This is a genomic window from Psychroserpens damuponensis, from assembly GCF_000826655.1.
GTDB lineage: Bacteria > Bacteroidota > Bacteroidia > Flavobacteriales > Flavobacteriaceae > Psychroserpens > Psychroserpens damuponensis.
In genome coordinates, this window is sequence record NZ_JXJO01000004.1 from 248,995 (window position 1) to 267,355 (window position 18,361).

Annotated in this window: 21 protein-coding genes and 1 tRNA gene; 13 read left to right on the plus strand and 9 right to left on the minus strand. The window is 33.0% G+C overall.

Annotated features, from left to right (window positions below; genetic code table 11):
• The first annotated feature begins 18 nt into the window (after positions 1-18).
• The 6 genes from TD29_RS03530 to TD29_RS03555 all read left to right on the plus strand — a co-directional run bounded on the left by TD29_RS03530 (position 19) and on the right by TD29_RS03555 (position 4,414).
• Complete coding sequence (locus TD29_RS03530; RefSeq protein ID WP_040278927.1) at positions 19-582, plus strand: TetR/AcrR family transcriptional regulator; 564 nt, start codon at positions 19-21, stop codon at positions 580-582.
• Between the two features lie 73 nt (positions 583-655).
• Positions 656-1,219, plus strand: a complete 564-nt coding sequence (locus TD29_RS03535) for a carboxymuconolactone decarboxylase family protein (RefSeq protein WP_040278928.1) — start codon at positions 656-658, stop codon at positions 1,217-1,219.
• 148 nt (positions 1,220-1,367) lie between these two features.
• Complete coding sequence (locus tag TD29_RS03540; RefSeq protein ID WP_040278930.1) at positions 1,368-2,180, plus strand: DUF6503 family protein; 813 nt, start codon at positions 1,368-1,370, stop codon at positions 2,178-2,180.
• Positions 2,181-2,249: 69 nt separating this feature from the next.
• A complete protein-coding gene (locus TD29_RS03545; RefSeq protein WP_040278931.1) occupies positions 2,250-2,900 on the plus strand; it encodes a DsbA family oxidoreductase in 651 nt (216 codons plus the stop codon).
• Positions 2,897-3,595 (plus strand): haloacid dehalogenase type II, encoded by a 699-nt coding sequence (locus tag TD29_RS03550; protein WP_040278933.1) that lies wholly within the window; start codon positions 2,897-2,899, stop codon positions 3,593-3,595. Before TD29_RS03545 ends, TD29_RS03550 begins: the two co-directional genes overlap by 4 nt.
• Positions 3,596-3,697: 102 nt before the next feature.
• Positions 3,698-4,414: a 3-ketoacyl-ACP reductase gene (locus tag TD29_RS03555; RefSeq protein WP_040278934.1), complete on the plus strand. Its 717-nt coding sequence runs from the start codon at positions 3,698-3,700 to the stop codon at positions 4,412-4,414.
• 17 nt (positions 4,415-4,431) lie between these two features.
• On the opposite strand, the gene TD29_RS03560 is transcribed toward TD29_RS03555, so the two are convergent.
• The gene (locus TD29_RS03560) at positions 4,432-5,115 is read right to left on the minus strand and encodes a M15 family metallopeptidase (protein WP_040278935.1); all 684 of its coding nucleotides are present in this window, start codon (positions 5,113-5,115) and stop codon (positions 4,432-4,434) included.
• Positions 5,116-5,174: 59 nt separating this feature from the next.
• On the opposite strand from TD29_RS03560, the gene TD29_RS03565 reads away from it, so the two are divergent.
• The 7 genes from TD29_RS03565 to TD29_RS03595 all read left to right on the plus strand — a co-directional run bounded on the left by TD29_RS03565 (position 5,175) and on the right by TD29_RS03595 (position 11,003).
• Entirely contained in the window at positions 5,175-5,774 is a 600-nt protein-coding gene (locus TD29_RS03565; RefSeq protein WP_040278937.1) for an alpha-ketoglutarate-dependent dioxygenase AlkB family protein, read from the plus strand.
• 377 nt (positions 5,775-6,151) lie between these two features.
• A complete protein-coding gene (locus TD29_RS03570) occupies positions 6,152-7,078 on the plus strand; it encodes an alpha/beta hydrolase (protein WP_040278938.1) in 927 nt (308 codons plus the stop codon).
• A 245-nt stretch (positions 7,079-7,323) separates the two neighbouring features.
• Positions 7,324-8,184: an SPFH domain-containing protein gene (locus TD29_RS03575; RefSeq protein ID WP_040278939.1), complete on the plus strand. Its 861-nt coding sequence runs from the start codon at positions 7,324-7,326 to the stop codon at positions 8,182-8,184.
• Between the two features lies 1 nt (position 8,185).
• Entirely contained in the window at positions 8,186-8,692 is a 507-nt protein-coding gene (locus TD29_RS03580; RefSeq protein WP_040278940.1) for a DUF1648 domain-containing protein, read from the plus strand.
• Positions 8,693-8,704: 12 nt separating this feature from the next.
• Positions 8,705-8,893, plus strand: coding sequence for a hypothetical protein (locus TD29_RS03585; RefSeq protein WP_040278942.1), 189 nt, complete (start codon positions 8,705-8,707; stop codon positions 8,891-8,893).
• Between the two features lie 61 nt (positions 8,894-8,954).
• Positions 8,955-10,265: a DUF819 family protein gene (locus TD29_RS03590; protein ID WP_040278943.1), complete on the plus strand. Its 1,311-nt coding sequence runs from the start codon at positions 8,955-8,957 to the stop codon at positions 10,263-10,265.
• A 48-nt stretch (positions 10,266-10,313) separates the two neighbouring features.
• On the plus strand, positions 10,314-11,003 hold the full coding sequence (locus TD29_RS03595) for a DUF4369 domain-containing protein (RefSeq protein WP_040278945.1): 690 nt from the start codon (positions 10,314-10,316) through the stop codon (positions 11,001-11,003).
• A gap of 233 nt (positions 11,004-11,236) precedes the next feature.
• On the opposite strand, the gene TD29_RS03600 is transcribed toward TD29_RS03595, so the two are convergent.
• The 8 genes from TD29_RS03600 to TD29_RS03635 form a co-directional block, all read right to left on the minus strand.
• Positions 11,237-11,310: transfer RNA gene (locus TD29_RS03600), tRNA-Thr, on the minus strand.
• A gap of 59 nt (positions 11,311-11,369) precedes the next feature.
• Entirely contained in the window at positions 11,370-11,639 is a 270-nt protein-coding gene (locus tag TD29_RS03605; protein ID WP_040278946.1) for a hypothetical protein, read from the minus strand.
• Between the two features lie 33 nt (positions 11,640-11,672).
• On the minus strand, positions 11,673-12,644 hold the full coding sequence (locus tag TD29_RS03610; RefSeq protein ID WP_040278947.1) for a type I phosphomannose isomerase catalytic subunit: 972 nt from the start codon (positions 12,642-12,644) through the stop codon (positions 11,673-11,675).
• On the minus strand, positions 12,641-13,051 hold the full coding sequence (locus tag TD29_RS03615) for a 6-pyruvoyl trahydropterin synthase family protein (protein WP_040278949.1): 411 nt from the start codon (positions 13,049-13,051) through the stop codon (positions 12,641-12,643). Before TD29_RS03615 ends, TD29_RS03610 begins: the two co-directional genes overlap by 4 nt.
• The gene (gene idi, locus TD29_RS03620) at positions 13,051-13,575 is read right to left on the minus strand and encodes an isopentenyl-diphosphate Delta-isomerase (protein ID WP_040278950.1); all 525 of its coding nucleotides are present in this window, start codon (positions 13,573-13,575) and stop codon (positions 13,051-13,053) included. The genes TD29_RS03615 and idi overlap by 1 nt, the downstream gene beginning before the upstream one ends.
• 105 nt (positions 13,576-13,680) lie before the next feature.
• On the minus strand, positions 13,681-15,654 hold the full coding sequence (locus TD29_RS03625; protein WP_040278952.1) for an OmpA family protein: 1,974 nt from the start codon (positions 15,652-15,654) through the stop codon (positions 13,681-13,683).
• Positions 15,655-15,664: 10 nt separating this feature from the next.
• Positions 15,665-16,597: a PorP/SprF family type IX secretion system membrane protein gene (locus TD29_RS03630; protein WP_040278953.1), complete on the minus strand. Its 933-nt coding sequence runs from the start codon at positions 16,595-16,597 to the stop codon at positions 15,665-15,667.
• 34 nt (positions 16,598-16,631) lie between these two features.
• Positions 16,632-18,361: T9SS C-terminal target domain-containing protein (locus TD29_RS03635; RefSeq protein WP_040278955.1), on the minus strand; the 1,730-nt coding region annotated here is incomplete at its 5' end.

The following is an 18,361-nucleotide window of genomic DNA, read 5'->3' on the forward strand; positions in this document are numbered from 1 at the left end:
TTTTCACAGAAAATAAACATGGCACGAAAAAAAGGATATAACGAAACCGAAGTCTTAGAAAAAGCAATGCACCTCTTTTGGGGAAATGGCTATGAAGCGACATCTATGCAAATGCTTGAAAAAGAAATGGGCATAAATAAGTTCTCGATTTATTCTAGTTTTGGTAATAAACACAGTTTATTTCTAGAAAGCTTAAAACATTACAAGTTAAATGTAAGTAATACTTTAGAAACATTAAAAAGTGGCACCAATGGTGTTAGCGATATTAAACAGTTTTTCTATGATTCTATCAATTCTAATTTTAAACAAGGACATCAAAAAGGATGCTTAGTCACTAATACGTATAATGAATTTTCAAAAAGTGAAGACCATTTAATTAAAGAGCAAATGAGTATTTTTATGGATAATTTAAAGCATATATTCATTGAAAAATTAAAAATGGATACCTCTAAAAATGACAGCACTATACTTAAACAAGCTAATTATTTGCTACTCGCAAAACATGGTTTGGCAGCTGCATCTAGAGTAAACACCAAAGAAGAAATTGAAGATTATATTGAGATGACGTTTAATAACATTTAAACATTTTTTTTACAAAATAACTAAACGAACGTTTAGATAAAATTAACATTTATAACACATTAAAAATAAAATTATGACAACATTAAAAGTTCACAACCTTGACACTGCACCAGAAGATAGTAAATCATTTTTAGAAAATTCTCAAAAAGCTTATGGAATGATTCCTGGTTTACATGGTGTATTAGCTGCTTCTCCACAAATTTTAGAGGCCTACCAAACACTACACAAATTATTTACAGAAACCTCATTTAACGAAGAAGAGTTAACTGTTGTATGGCAAACTATTAACGTAGAACATGAATGTCATTACTGCGTTCCTGCACATACTGGCATTGCAAAAATGATGAAAGTTGATGATGCTATCACCGAAGCATTACGTAACGAAACACCTTTAGACGATTCAAAATTAGAAGCTTTACGTACACTAACTTTAAGCATTGTTAGAAATCGTGGTAATGTTTCTCAAGAAGCACTCAGTGCTTTTTATACTGCTGGATATGAAGAAAAACATGTATTAGAAATCATCTTAGGGTTATCTCAAAAAACAATAAGTAATTATGTTAATCATATTGCTAATACTCCTGTTGATTCTGGATTTCAAAAATTCGCTTGGTCAAAAGATAATGTGGTATCTTAATTAAATAATCCCTTTAACCACAAGTTGATTAATAGCTTTAAACCTTCCGTTAATTCGGAAGGTTTATAAATTCAACATACAGCTTTATAGCATTAAGCACTATCTATAACATTAAAAAACACTACCTTATAAATATTAAACATACGTTATGAAAATCATTACTTTTACTACCATTTTAAGCTTATTCCTACTTTCATGTGGCTCTAACGAGAACGCAAAAACTCAAGAACAACCTACTAAAGACTTTCAAAATAAAGGCCATGAAATAGTGCACAACATGGTACAAAAAGTTGGCAACTACAATACGCTTCATAAAAAGAAGGATGTTGTTTACACCTACACATACCAAACACCTGATGGCAAAAAAGATATCTCTACTGAAAAATATATGTTTAATGGTGAGTTATCTTCTGGTACTTATCATACTCATGAAAGAACTTTACCTGAGCTAGAAGGTGAAATAGAACAGGGTTATGACGGTAAAGAATTTTGGCTCAAACACAATGATACCATCGTAACTGATGACAAATTAATGCCTAAAGTTAAATTTAATAGACCAACTAACTTTTATTGGTTTGCCATGATGCCTAAATTATTAGATGATGGCTTAAAATACGAGTACATAGGTGAACAAACCATAAACAGTAACACCTATGACATTGTAAAAGTGAGTTTTGAAACAAAAAATGATAAGCCTACAGATATTTATCAATTATTCATTAATAAAAAAACGCTATTAGTTGATCAATTCCTCTTTACTGTTGCAGATTTTGGCGTCATAGAAACACCATTTTTAATGGTACTAGAGTATGAAACTATTGATGGTTTATTAATACCAACACATAGAAAGTATAAAAAATCTACATGGAAGGCAGATGTCTCAAATGATCCATGGATAAATGTTACCTGGACCGACATCAAATTCAATACAGGTTTAACAAAAGAAGATTTCAAAAAATAAGTTAACAAGTTTAAAACTCATCATGAAAACATATGATGAGTTTTAAATTGAAATTTAAAAATAGAAATTATGACAAATACATTAAAAATAGATATTGTTTCTGATGTTGTGTGCCCTTGGTGTACAATAGGCTACAAACGTTTGGAAAAAGCGATTTCAGAATTAGGATTAAAAGATCAAATAGAAATCGAATGGCAACCGTTTGAGTTAAATCCGAATATGCCAACTGAAGGCCAAAATGTTATTGAGCATATTACTGAAAAATATGGTTCTACATTGGAGCAACAAAGAGAATCACAACAAATGATGACCGATGCTGGTGCAGAACTTGACTTTAAATTCGATTATTTTGACGAGATGCGTATGGTCAATACTTTTGATTCGCATGTGTTATTAGAGTATGCTCATAACTTCGGAAAACAAACGGAATTAAAAATGGCACTAACAAAAGCCTTTTTTAGCGATAGAAAAGATGTATCTAAAAAAGATATACTAGAAGAAACACTTTTAGAAGTTGGCTTAAATACTAATGAAGCCTTAGCAAAATTAGATAGTGACGAAGCACGATTAGAAGTTAGACAAAAACAAAACTATTGGAAAAATATGGGAGTAAACTCTGTACCAACTTTTGTTTTTAACCGTAAAAGTGCTGTCACAGGTGCACAGCCTATAAATACTTTTAAACAAGTTTTAACTGAGTTATTAGCAGAAAAAGCATGATAAACACCAGCTTAAATAGACCTAAAGTATTATTCTTTGATGTAAACGAAACTCTTTTAGATCTAACCGTTATGAAAAAACAGGTTGGCAATGCTTTAGGTGGTAAAGACGACTTACTGTCTTTATGGTTTACAACCATGCTACAATACACTCTAGTGGTTTCGGCAAGCGGACAATACAAATCGTTTGGACATATTGGCGCTGCTGCTTTACAAATGGTTGCTGCTAATAATGACATTACAATTACTGAAAAAAAAACAAGAGAAATTGTTGTAGATGCTTTACAAGATTTACCACCTCATCCTGAAGTAAACAATGCATTACATACCTTAAAAAATGAAGGGTTTACACTTGTGGCTTTAACCAACTCTAATAATGAAAGCCTTAAAACTAAAATTGAAAATGCAGGCTTAACACAATATTTTGATGATTTATTAAGTATAGAATCGGTTGGAAAATTTAAACCCTTTAAGGATGTTTATAATTGGGCTGCAAATAAAATGAACGCACAACCAAAAGAGTGCATGCTTATTGCTGCACATGGTTGGGATGTTGCTGGTGCACTTTGGGCTGGATGGCGTGCTGCTTTTGTAAGCAGACCTGGGCAACAAACATTCCCTTTAGCACCAAAAACAGAGATTAATGAGAGTGATTTACAAAAAGTAGCAGATATTTTAATTTCTTATGAGAATTAGAATCAAATAATTTTATAGATTTCTTAAGTTTGTTTTAAAGTCTGCATAACATCATTTAATAAATATTAAAATACATTTACACAACTAAAAATTTAAATTAAAATGGATCAATTAAAACATAAAAAAGCCATCATTACAGGTGGTAGCAAAGGATTAGGAAAAGCAACTGCCATAGCATTTGCAAAACTAGGAATTGACGTTGCTATTACTGGAAGAAATGAAGCTAGATTAAATGAAACCGTTTTAGAACTTAAAACATTTGGTGTAAATGCGTTTTACGAAGTGTTTGATGTTGGAAATTATGATGCCGTTAAAAAAGGAATCAAAAACATCATTTCAAATTTAGGAACGGTAGATATTTTAGTTAATAATGCTGGTATTGCAGCTTTTGGAACTTTAAATGACATGGATGCTACATTATGGGAAGACATTATTAAAACTAATGTACTTGGTATGTATTATGTAACAAAAGAGGTACTTCCATATATGATTGACAAAAATGAAGGTGATATCATAAATGTTTCTTCTACTGCTGGTTTAACGGGTAATGCGAGTACATCGGCTTATTCTGCTTCAAAATTTGCAGTAATTGGGTTATCACAATCCTTAATGAAAGAGGTTCGTAAAAATAACATTAGAGTTAATACGTTAACACCAAGCACCATTGCCACAGATATGGCTTTAAATTTAGGAATCACTGATGGTAATACAGACACTGTACTTCAGCCCGAAGATTTTGCTCAATTTATTGTATCAGGATTACAATTACCTCGACGCGCTATGATGGCCAATGGATCTATATGGTCAACTAATCCATAAAAATTTAAAATAGAGCACTACTCTACCTCAAAATCAAAAAATGTTTTAGGATAGGGTTCCCAACGTAATGTAAAATGCCACCATTCTTTAGGGTAATTTCTAAAATTATGCTTAAGCATGACCTGTTGCAATAATTGCCTGTTAGCCAATTGAGTTTTGGTAAGATCTGGATGTGCTACCCAAGATTCTTTTCCGAAGAAATCATAAGGACTACCCATATCTAAAGGCGCATTAGTGTTGCCATCTATAATTGTTAAGTCTAGCGTACTCCCACGACTGTGACCAGAACGTGACGCAATATAACCATCTCTAAACAAATAACGTTTGTCTACATTTGGGTAAAATTCTTGCTTTTGTAAGGTATCATTTAAATCTTTTGCCCAACGCGAAAAATGGTTAACGGCACGTTGCGGACGATACCCATCATAAACCAATAAACATAAATTTTGCTCTTGCAATTCGGCCTGAACCTTTTGTAACGCCTCAGCAGATTGCTTTGTCATAATCAACCTGTTTGATTTGTACCCTGTAATCGTATCACCTACAAAATTATGAGTTGAAAAATAACGTAACTCAACATTTAAATCTGGTATAATCTCTTTGACGTAAACAAAACCTTCGGGCAATTTTTCTTTCTGCGGAAATGTAAAACTTAAAGCCACTAAGGCACATAATACAATTAATATGTTGTGAATTTTCATGATATTGTTAGATTAGTAGGTACTTGCAAACCAACACTAAATTAATTAAAAATTAAGTGATGAACTTATTTTCTCAAGAAAAAAGGTATTTTAATTTTCCAAATGCCAAATTAATCTATCTTGAAAACTTTTACGACAGTTTTAAAGCTGATCATTATTTTAATCTTTTAAAAAATGATGTAAACTGGCAACAGGATGATATTACTATCTTTGGAAAAACGTACAAACAACCACGTCTCACAGCTCTGTATGCAAATAACAACACACCTTATACTTATTCTAATATTACGATGCAGCCTACAATGTTTAGTCCAGAATTATTGAAAATAAAGCAAGACGTAGAAACAGAAGTTCAACAAATATTTACATCAGTATTACTCAATTACTATCGTGATGGAAACGATAGTAATGGTTGGCATGCAGATAATGAAAAAGAATTAGGATTAAATCCTGTGATTGCATCCTTAAGTTTTGGAGAGACGAGACCATTTCATTTTAAACATCGCCATATTAAAAATGAGAAACATAAAATACATCTCACTCATGGAAGTTTACTACTTATGCAAGGAGAGATGCAGCACTACTGGTTACATCAAATTGCAAAAACAAAAAAAGATATTGGTGAACGTATTAATTTGACCTTTAGGTCAATTCTATAAACCCAAAGTAGTATATACGAAAAAACCAAGGTCCCTCAACCTTGGTTCTCCTTAATTTGCTTTTTTATGTGGTCGATTTAGGGTCTCTAACTCATAACACATGCAAATATTAATTAATTAATCCATTGAACTAAAAACTAAATCTTAGTACACTTCAAATATATAATCCTTTTTGAAATCAAACGATTAAAAACATAATTAATCGACGAAATACATATAATTTTAACATATACAGACGAAATATTGCATTTAATCGATGAAATACATTTAAAAATTTTAAAATCAATAACAATTTGAAGGTCTAAAACTCGTTATAAAGCTCTTTAAATTTCATTAACTTTGGAGCATCTATTGCTAAGCCTTTTAAAAACATCATTATGAAGTATTACATAAGTTTCCTATTAGTTTGTATCGGTTTAAATATAAACGGTCAAGATCTTAACGTTACCAATCAAGAGATCGCAATTAATAATTTAATAGACGGCACACTTTTAGTTCCAGCAAATACAGCACAACCAAATCTTGCTATCATCATTGCTGGTTCTGGACCTACCGATAGAAACGGCAACCAGAATTTTATGCAAAACAATTCGTTAAAAAAGTTAGCCGAATCTTTAACTCACAAAGGGATAGCCACGTTTAGATACGATAAACGTATAGTAAAGCAAATTAGAAAAAATAATGTTGACCCTAATATTAAATTTGACGACTTTGTTACAGATGCCATTGCGGTAATAGATTACTTTAAAGATAAAAATGCCTATTCTAAAATATATGTTATTGGACACAGCCAAGGTAGTTTAGTTGGTATGCTTGCTGCTAAAGACAGAGCTAACGGTTTTATATCTCTTGCAGGCGCAGGACAATCTATAGACCAAGTCATTACAGAACAAATAACAGCCATGGACCCTTCATTAATAGAGGCGACAAAAAAAGCATTTGCAAGTTTAAAAAAAGGTAAAACAACTACAGATTATCCGCAACCTCTAGCTCCTGTATTTAGAGCAGATGTACAACCTTTTATTATGAACTGGATGCAATATCATCCACAAGAGATCATAAAATCATTAGAAATTCCTGTGTTAATTATTAACGGAACGAAGGATCTTCAAGTTTCAGTTAACGAAGCACAATTATTAAAAGATGCTTCAGCAACTTCTACCATCAAAATTATCGAGAACATGAACCATGTGTTGTTTATCATTGAAGGAGACCAACTGGTCAATTCAAAAAGCTACAATGAGTCGTCTCGTAAAATTTCCGAAGAACTCATTACTTCCATTTCGAGTTTTATATTAAAATAATCTCAAAAACATATCTAAATAAAAAACGCATCTCAAACGAGATGCGTTTTTATTAACTAACCAACCAATGTAAGTATTACTCCGTTATGCGAGGTAATCACTCCTCTTCTAAGATCATCATAATCACTTACACTATCTATAAAGCAAATGGCGTGCCAAACTCTATTTGGTAGATAAAAATGTTTGATGTACATTTGATATCAAAATAATATCATATTAAATTATTTATCTAAAACATCAACCTTATGAAAGAAGAAAAAATCATCATCCCAGCAAATGGATACTTAATGCTTTTTGTGTTCCTTATTTTATTCTTCGGAAGCATCATAGCCATGATCGCACTAAAAAGTCCGTGGTTTTTACCATCTATTATCATCTCTATTTTTATAGCACCAGGATTTATAATGGTGCAGCCTAATGGATCTCGCGTATTATTACTTTTTGGAAAGTACATTGGAACTGTCAAAAAAAACGGATTCTATTGGGTAAACCCATTCTTTACCAAAAAGAAAATATCATTACGCGCTAGAAACTTTGATAGTGAGCGTTTAAAAGTAAATGACAAATTAGGTAACCCTGTAATGATAAGTACCATTTTGGTATGGCGTGTTCAAGACACGTATAAAGCAGCTTTTGATGTTGATATTTATGAAAATTTTGTTCGTGTTCAAACTGATGCAGCGGTTCGTAAATTAGCGAGTATGTATCCTTATGACAATTTTGCAGATGAAGGTGTTGATGAAGATATCACATTAAGATCGAGCGTCAATGAAGTAAGCAATGCCTTAGAAAAAGAAATTGATGAACGTCTAACTATTGCAGGTATTGAGGTACTAGAAGCAAGAATAGGCTATTTAGCTTATGCCAATGAAATTGCAAATGCTATGCTAAAACGTCAGCAAGCAACTGCCATTGTAGCGGCAAGACATAAAATCGTAGAAGGTGCAGTAGGAATGGTTGAAATGGCTATTGAGCAATTAGAAAAAAAGGAAATTATAGAATTAGATGGCGAACGTAAAGCGGCTATGGTAAGTAATTTAATGGTGATACTTTGTGGTGACAAAGATGCATCTCCAGTGCTTAACACAGGAACTCTTAATCATTAAAATGAACACCAATAGACCAAGAATTAAAGTACCTACAGAACCATTAGATGTGGTTGTTGATTTAATTTCTGTTACTATTTATATAGTATTAATTGTATATACTGCAATTAATTATGGTGAATTATCAAACATTATCCCAATACATTTTAATGCTGCTGGTGAAGCAGATGGGTTTGGTGATAAAACATATGTATGGCTTTTACCAGCAATAGGAATTGTTACCTTTATACTGTTGTTTGTATTGAATAAATTTCCGCATATTCATAATTATATGGTTAACATCACTGAGGATAATGCGCTAAAAAACTATCGTTTTAGTACAAGGATTGTTCGTTTCACCAATGTATTTGTCGCCATTTTATTTGCGTTCATTCAATACACGATGGTTGAACAAGGTAAAGGTAATGATGTAGGATTTGGCTCCTGGTTTACCTACTCTATAATTGGTGTTAGTTTAATTTTACCACTATTTATTTTAATCTATCAGCAAAAAATAAATAACAAATGATAATATTACAACATGGCTAAGAAAAAAGCATTCGCATTACGTATCAATGAAGATATGATTAAAGCAATTGAGAAGTGGGCTTCTGACGAGTTTAGAAGTACCAACGGACAAATTGAATGGATGCTTATGCAATATCTTAAAGAACAAAATAGAATGCCAAAACCAAAAAAAACAAATGATAACAATAAAAGCGATTCTTAGTAGAGTCGCTTTTTTTATGCAGTTTTATTTTGGTATTTTGCGATACAATTAAAACTACAACATGGATACTACACCTCTATTTACAAATGATACTATTGTTTTTGGTCTTTTAATGATCTCATTGGGTTTTGTATTTTATACAGAATCTATAAAAACAGGATTTTGGCCAAAATTCTATAAAATTGTACCAGGACTATTCATGGCTTATATGATTCCTGCAATACTTACAACTTCAGGGTTAATATCTCCAGAATGGACAACAGTTTCAGAAAACGGAGTAGAAACCGAAGGTAGTTCTAGCCTATACTACATAGCAAGTCGCTATTTATTACCAGCTGCTCTAGTATTAATGACTTTGAGTATTGATTTAAGAGCAGTTTTCAATTTAGGTTGGAAAGCGCTCGTCATGTTCTTTACAGGTACTATTGGTATTGTTATTGGAGGACCAATTGCTATTTTACTAATCGCAGCCATCTATCCAGATGCCGTTGGAGGTGTTGGTACAGATGCTGTTTGGAGAGGTTTATCAACCTTAGCAGGAAGCTGGATTGGTGGTGGAGCAAACCAAACTGCCATGCTAGAAATTTACGAATATAACCAAGCAAAATATGGCGCCATGGTATTTGTTGATATTGTTGTTGCTAACATTTGGATGGCTATTGTTTTAATAGGTATTGGTAAACGAGACCGTATTAATAAATGGTTAAAAGCAGATACATCTTCTATTGAAGAACTAAAAGAAAAGGTATCGACGTTTTCAGAAAAAGTAAAAAGAAATCCATCACTAACAGATATTATGATCATTGGAGCTATTGCTTTTGGAGCCGTAGGTATGGCACATTTATGCTCTGGTTTCTTAGCGCCTTATTTTGATGGCATAGTAGCCAACATAGAAAATTTAACGGTTAGAAACATTTTCACCTTTTTAGGGTCTTCATTTTTCTGGATGATTAGTATCGCAACCCTTATTGCCGTTTTACTATCCTACACCAAAGCAAAAAATTACGAAGGCGCTGGAGCCAGTAAATTTGGTAGTGTATTTATTTACATTCTAGTTGCAACTATAGGTATGAAAATGGATTTAACACTCATTTTTGATAATATGTGGCTCATTGCTATTGGTCTTGTTTGGATGACAATTCATGCATTACTCTTAATTGGAGTTGCAAAATTGATAAAAGCACCTTATTTCTTCTTGGCAGTAGGTAGTCAGGCCAATGTTGGTGGTGCAGCCTCTGCTCCTATTGTAGCTTCAGCATTTCACCCATCATTAGCAACGGTTGGTGTGCTGCTTGCCGTTTTTGGTTATGCCATTGGCACCATTGCTGCTATTGGATGTACAATTTTAATGGAATTGGCAGCCATGGGTTAGTATTTCTATAAATTTTATAAGATATTTGCGCACCTTAAAACAGATAAGATGAAGCCAATTATTGTTGTATGTATAGCCCTTTTATTTTTTTCCTGCGGAAATGAGCCAACTCACGATTTTACGCTTAAAGGACATGTAAAAGGCTTAAAAAAAGGAACCGTTTATCTGCAACGTCAGAATGATTCTCTCATGGAAACCATTGATTCACTAGCAATTAATGGAGCTCCAAACTTTGAATTACATGCTGGACTCTCAGAACCAGAAATACTTTTCTTAATTCTTGATAAAAATGATACAGATGCAGGAACTGTTGTGTTCTTTGCCGACAAAGGCATTACTGAAATTAATTCTACTTTAAAAAACTTTAATTACGACGCCAAAATAAAAGGATCAAAACAACAAGAAACTTTAGAGGAGTACTTATTAATGATGTCAAAGTTTAGCGACAAGAATTTAGATCTTATTCAAGAAAGCTTAGAAGCTAGTAAAGCCAATGATACGACAGTGTCATTTGAAGACAATTATAATAAACTCATTAAACGAAAATATTTATACACAATTAACTTTGCTGTAAATCATCCAGATAGTGAAGTATCACCATATTTAGCAATAAGTGAAATACCAAACACTAGTGTTAAGTTTTTAGAAGAAATATACAATGCTTTATCAGATAAAATAAAAGCTTCTAAATACGGCATTATGCTAAAAGAAATGATTGACTTACGCAAAGCGGAATAGCCTTTAGCCTTTAGCCTTTAGCCTTTAGCCTTTAGCCTTTAGCCTTTAGCCTTTAGCAACAAATAAAAAAACTCCTAAATTTAATATTTGGGAGTTTTTTTATTGCAATAGTTAGAGGGACAATCGTAGACTTACTGCGGCTGAGCTCTGCACAATCTTCTCGCCCTTAACCCTTAGTATATTAAACGAAAAAAGTCTCAACCATAAGGGTTGAGACTTTAAATAAAACTTAGAGCCGATGGAGGGACTCGAACCCACGACCTGCTGATTACAAATCAGCTGCTCTAGCCAGCTGAGCTACATCGGCTTTTAAGCGATGGCAAATATAATATTGCTATTTTAATTTGCAAGCACTTATTGAAAAAATTAATTTAATTTATTCAATTTTTCGATTAACGCTAAACCTTTTGATTCAAGATCATTGTTTATAGCCTTGAAATGCGCTTTTTTATTTTCTACACTTCTATCGTTTACTCTTGCAATTAAACCATCAAAAGTTTCAATTGCTTCGTCAATAATAGCTTCACTTTTTTTTGTGTCTTTGTCTGTGTTTGCATATTCCCATACATACACTGCTTCAATAATATCACCTAAAACAAAATTGATGTCTTTTTTAAGGTTTCTAATATTTGCCATAATGTTATTCTTATTTATTAATTCGCAGCAAAATTAAACATAAACTTCTAATAGTGTAGCATTAGTAGCGGTTATTTTATAGCTTTCTATTGCTGCAGGAAGTAAAACTGTTTCTCCTTGTTTAATAAACACTGAAGCTATTTCAGTTTCAATGCATGCTTCACCCTCAACACATATATAAATAAAGAAAGAATCTTTTGTATTAAGCTTTAAAATAGGCTCAGTAACCTGTAAATAATTTGTCGTGAAGTAAGGACAACTCACCATTTCATTTGCTTTATTTTCATCTTTTTGATAAGCAACTCTAAAATTATCAGGCATATCAAAATCAAAGGCATCAATGGCTAAATCATTGTGTAATTCCCTTTCGTTACCTTGATCATCTACACGGTCCCAATCATACACTCTGTAAGTAATATCACTGGTTTGTTGTATTTCGGCAAGCATGACTCCAGCTCCTATGGCGTGAACACGACCAACTTCAATAAAATAAGTATCTCCCGTTTTAACTTTATCAAAATTTAAAATTTCGGTTAACGTTTTATTCTCAAGATGTTTTAAATAGGTTTCGGCTGTCATTTTTTGATTGAAACCTACAATCAAATTGGCATCATCATCGGCTTGCATAACGTACCACATTTCTGTTTTTCCGAAGGAATTATGACGTTTTGCCGCTAACTCATCATTAGGATGTAATTGTATGGATAAATCTTGCTTAGCATCTATGAATTTAATAAGTAACGGAAATTTATTTCCGAAGACATTATAATTCTTCTCACCTATTAAATCTGCCTGATAGGTTTCTAACAGTTGTTTTAAAGTTTGACCTATTAGCGCTCCATTCGCAACTATTGATGTATCACCTTCAACATCACTTAATTCCCAACTTTCACCAATATTTGGCGAACTTGATTCTTTATTGAGTAATGATTTCAATTTTTGTCCTCCCCAAATTTTATCTTTTAAAATGGGCTCAAATTTTAATGGATAGCTAATATTTTTCATTGTCCGGAATAACTTACAAAGTTTCTAGGTGTTTCATATAATGTTACTTCAACATCTAAATTAGCATCTAATTTAGGTTTGATTTTGTTATATATGACAACCACGATATTTTCGGCAGTAGGATTTAAGGTTTTAAATTCTGGAACATCGACATTAAGATTTTTATGATCAAAGGCATCTTCTACTTCAGATTTGATAATGTCTTTTAGCACTTTCATATCAATAACATAGCCAGTTTCTTGATCTATTTCCCCTGTGACACTTACAATTAAATCATAATTATGGCCATGATAGTTTGGATTGTTACATTTTCCGAAGATCTCATCATTTTTATCAAAGCTCCAGTCTTTGCGATATAGGCGATGTGCTGCATTAAAATGTGCTTTTCTACTGACTGTAACTCTCATTATTTCGTGATGTTTATATGTTTGTAAAACTTATCAAAAATAATTTTAAACCATGCGGTATAGCGTTCTGGATGCTCATGAATATCTAGTTTCACTTGTTCTATAGGCATCCATTTCCAAGCTTCAACTTCGTCTACATTGATCACTGGCTCGTCATTAAAATGACCAATCATGACATGGTCAAATTCGTGTTCTGTTAGGCCATTTTCAAAAGGTGCTTTATAAATAAAAGAAATGGTTTCTTCTAGGTCTACCACAAAGCCCATTTCTTCCATTAAACGACGTTTTCCGGCTTCTAAATTGCTTTCGCCTTCTCTTTGATGGCTACAGCATGTATTGGTCCATAAAAGTGGCGAATGGTATTTGTGCTTAGCGCGTTGCTGCAACATTAATTCATTCTGGTCATTAAATACAAATACCGAGAATGCACGATGCAATAGGGCTTTTTCGTGAGCTTCTAACTTAGGCATAGTACCTATTTGCTCATCGTTTTCATTAACAAGAATTACGTGTTCTTCAATCATATCAAACAAAAATAACAACTATATTTCATAAAACCATTACAAATAAAAAAGCTGCCTTAAAAAAGACAGCTTTTAACTTTAATTTAATAGGGTTTATAGGTCGTATTAGTTTTCAGGACATTTTTCTCCATTGATACCTGTGATAATAAATTCACTACGTCTATTGAGTTGGTGTTCTGCCTCACTACAATTAGAATCATTTGTAGGTTCACATCCACAATCATTTACTAAACGAGACTCTCCATATCCTTTTGCTGTTAAACGATTTGCAGCAATACCGTTATTAATTAAATATTTACGTGTAGACTGCGCTCTGTTTTCAGATAAGCGTTCGTTATAAGATGCTGGTCCTCTACAATCTGTATGACTACGTACATCTATGGTCATGGTAGGATATTTATTTAAAACTGCTAAGACTTTTTGAAGCTCAACTTCGGCATCTCTTCTAATGTTGAATTTATCAAAATCAAAGTATATAATTGGTATATCTAAGATTTTGGCTAAATCTGTACATGGTTCTAGTGCTACCTCGTCTTTTTCTAACAACGTTTGTATTTCTAACTTTTGTTGTTTCTTAGGGGTTGTAAAACGTTCTTCTGTTGTTGCATAGGTATCGGCTTCAATTCTAATCAAGTATTCTTTTTCACATTCTAAAAGCTCGAATTTATAAGCACCATCTGCACCAACAATTTGTTGATTTACTTGTTCGTTAGTTTCTGCATCTAGTATAGTTACCTTAGCGCCTACAATAGGTTCTTGCGTTTCTTGGTCTTTTACAACACCTTCAACGGTTTGTTCACAATCAGGAACTATAAAGCTATAAATATCATCATCTCCTTTTCCGCCATCTCTATTAGAGGTGAAGAAACCTTCTTTAGTCCCTAAGTTTTCATAATATGCAAAATCATCTTTAGGACTATTGATTGGCTTTCCAATATTTTCTAAAGCCATTGGTTGTTTTAATTCTCTTTTATTTTCAAAATCTCTAATCACAAAAACATCTAAACCACCTAAACCGTTAAAACCATTTGAAGATATATACAAATCACCTTCTGAATTGATAAATGGAAACGTTTCTTGTCCTTCTGTATTTAAATTTGGCCCTAAGTTTACAGGATCTCCTAATGAGCCATCATCATTGATATCAACTTCAAAAATATCAGACATACCTAAAGTACCTTCCATATCTGAAGCAAAATAAAGTTTTGTTCCTTTCACGTTAATTGTTGGATGCGCCACACTATATTGATCGCTATTGAAATGAACCGACTCTATATCATCCCATTCTCCATCTTCGTTTAATGTTGCTTTAAACAATTTTAATCGATTTGTACCATCTTCACTACTTCTATATTTTTTTTCAAAATAGTTGTTTCTCGTAAAGTACATCACCTGATCATCTGGAGTAAAAGCTACAGTAGACTCATGGAATTTTGAATTGATATCACTATCTAATTGCTCTACATTTCCGTAGCTACCATCTTCTTGTTTATCTGCGGAAAAGAGATCTAAATAAGGTTGTTCGTTCCATTTGTATTTCATTCCATTACCACGAGACGATGCAAAAATTAATTGATCTTGATATTGAGATGTTCCAAAATCTGAAACTTCAGAATTAATCTCCAAATTTTTCACCACTAGTTCTCTACTAGCTTCATCAATCATAGCTAAATAATCTACGGTTGAGCTAAATGCACGTCCTCTTAAATCACTGCGATCTGATGCTGCGAATTTCTTCATCCATGTATCAGACTCTTCATATTTCTCAACTGATTTTAATGCTTGAGCATATCTAAAGTAATATTCTGGGTCTATATTTTCATTCTTAGCCATTAGCTCTCCATACCACTTAGCAGCTTCTTCCATTTGATTGTTGAAATAAAATGAGTTGGCTAATTTCTGAAGTAAATCTACAGAGGTATATCCTTTTTCAGCAACTTCTAAAAGTATTTCACTAGTTTTCAAATACGCTAAGTTATCATACTCTTTTGTAGCTTGCCTTATTTTACCTTTCTGGGCAAACCCAGATGAAAAAACTAAACTTAATGCTAGGATAAATATAATTTTATGTGCTTTCATAATCTTTTTTTTAGAAGAATCTTGGTGATAATATTCTACCTATTTTTTGTAATTCAAAACGTAACATAATCTCGTGTGATCCGTTATTATAGTTGTTCAAATCTGTAGTAGTAGCATCATACGAATACCCTATGTACAAACCATCGGTTACCTGAAAGCCTGCTAAACCACTTACTGAATCGTCCCATCTATATGCAACACCTAAAGTTAGCTTATCATTGAATAAAAAGTTTGCTGATACATCTGCTATTATTGGTGCTCCAGACACAGCCTTTACTAATGCTGCTGGTTTAAATTTAGTATTTGCACTTAAATCAAATACATAACCGGCAATTAAATAATAATTCATTCGCTCTTTAGCTATTGAAACTTGGCTAGAATCAAAATGATCTGTCTTTAAAAAATTAGGAACAGATAATCCTACATACCATTTACGATTATGTAGATACAATCCTGCACCAACAGTTGGTGAGAACAAGTTCAAATTATCTGCAAATGTTTGATCTCCTAATTGCTGAATTACACCTAGGCTCCAATCTGAAGTTAGATTATGAATACCAGCTTTGGCTCCAAAAGATAATTTAGTATTATTATCACTTACTTGTATGGTATATGAAAAGTTAGCATCAACATAATACTCATTAACAGGACCTAGTGCATCATTTACAATAGATAGACCTAAACCTATTTTATCATTTCTTAATGGTGCATGAATACCTAAGGTTTGCGTTTGCGGAGCACCATCAATACCTACCCATTGAGTACGATGTAAACCAGTAACACTTAACACCTCACGCTGCCCAGCATAAGCTGGGTTCACACTCATTGTATTATACATATACTGAGTATACTGTGGGTCTTGCTGTGCAAAACTAGTATTAAACATCAGTGTGCAAAACACTAATAGTATTAATCCTTTTAATAATGATGTTTTCTGTATCATTTTAATCTCGTTTTTAATCTTGCCTTATTAAATTCTATCTATTAATGTATAACCAACCAACTCTAGGCTCTGATCCATCACCTAAATTAATGACGTAATAATAAGTACCTACTGGTAATTTTTCACCTTGACTTAAGACTGATCTTCCATTAGAGGTGCCATCAAAATCATTTCTGTAGCCTTTAGCTTCATAAACAATATTACCCCAACGGTTATAAATCTCAACTGTATTATTAGGGAATGTTTCAATACAATCTATATTAAAGAAATCATTAACTCCATCACCATTTGGTGAGAACTCATTATAGATAGTTAAACAAATTGGATTTACACCAACTGAATCGGTATTGTTGTTCTCATTTTGATCATCACCTCCTGTAAATTCTGTAATTGTTGCAGTATTTAGATACTCTCCAAATCCTAGAACTATTACTCTAATCTCTAATATTTCAGCTTGACCAGGATTTAATTGTCCTACAATCCATTCTCCATCTGCTTCAGAGTATGCTCCTTGAGTTGTTATTGCTGACACGAAAGTATATCCACTAGGAAGTATATCTTCGACAACAACACCTGTTGCAGTTACAAAGCCGTCATTAGCAACTGTAATAGTAAATATTACTTCATCACCAATTACGGGTTCTGCGATATCTAATTCTTTGGTAACGGATAACTCAAAGTCAGAATCAGTAAATGTTTCAGTTGGATCGTCTTCGGTATTACCATCGTTGTCGTCACCATCATCACTTGTATCTGATATTGTTATACCATCTGGATCATCTCCATTTGCCACGACACTATTAACTACACCTCCTGCATCTACATCTGCTTGAGTAATTGTATATGTAGCCGTATATGTGGCAGTTTCTCCTACTAATAAATCTCCTTCAGGACTTCCAAGATCTGAACTTACATAAGTAGGTCCTGAATCTAAAGTTAATGCTATTCCATTAGCATCGGTAAATGTATCTGTTATCGTTACATTACTTAAAGTTAAATTTCCGGAGTTATTGACTGTAATAGTATATGTTATGATATCCCCTATTCCAATAACACCATCTCCATTATCTTCAATATTAGCCACTTTTACAACATCTAATAAAGGATTAGGCGTTATAAATGTATCTGTTGGATCATCTGGATCTCCATCATTATCTGGATCAATATTATCTGAATCGTTTGGATCATCACTATCATCTGTCACTGTAGTATCATCTGGACTATCTCCTGATGCTAATACTGTATTACTAACTCCTCCTGCATCTACATCATCTTCTGTAATTACATAAGACGCTAAGTATGTTGCTGTCTCACCTACTATTAAAGTACCTTCTAAACTACCTGCATCTGCATTATCAAATGTTGGACCTGTGGTTAAGGTTAATACGGTTCCATCTGCATCAGTTAACGTATCTGTTATCGTGACACCATCTAATGTAACGTTACCTGTATTCTCAACTGTAATTGTGTAGTTGATTGTATCTCCTGCTCCTAATACGCCATCTCCATTATCAATAATTGATGCACTCTTCTCGGCAATGAGACTTGGATCTTCTGGTATGAGAGTGTCTGTTGGATCATCTGGATCTCCATCATTATCTGGATCAATATTATCTGAATCGTTTGGATCATCACTATCATCTGTCACTGTAGTATCATCTGGACTATCGCCTGATGCTAATACTGTATTACTAACTCCTCCTGCATCTACATCATCTTGTGTAATTACATACGTAGCTAAATACGTTGCTGTCTCTCCTACTA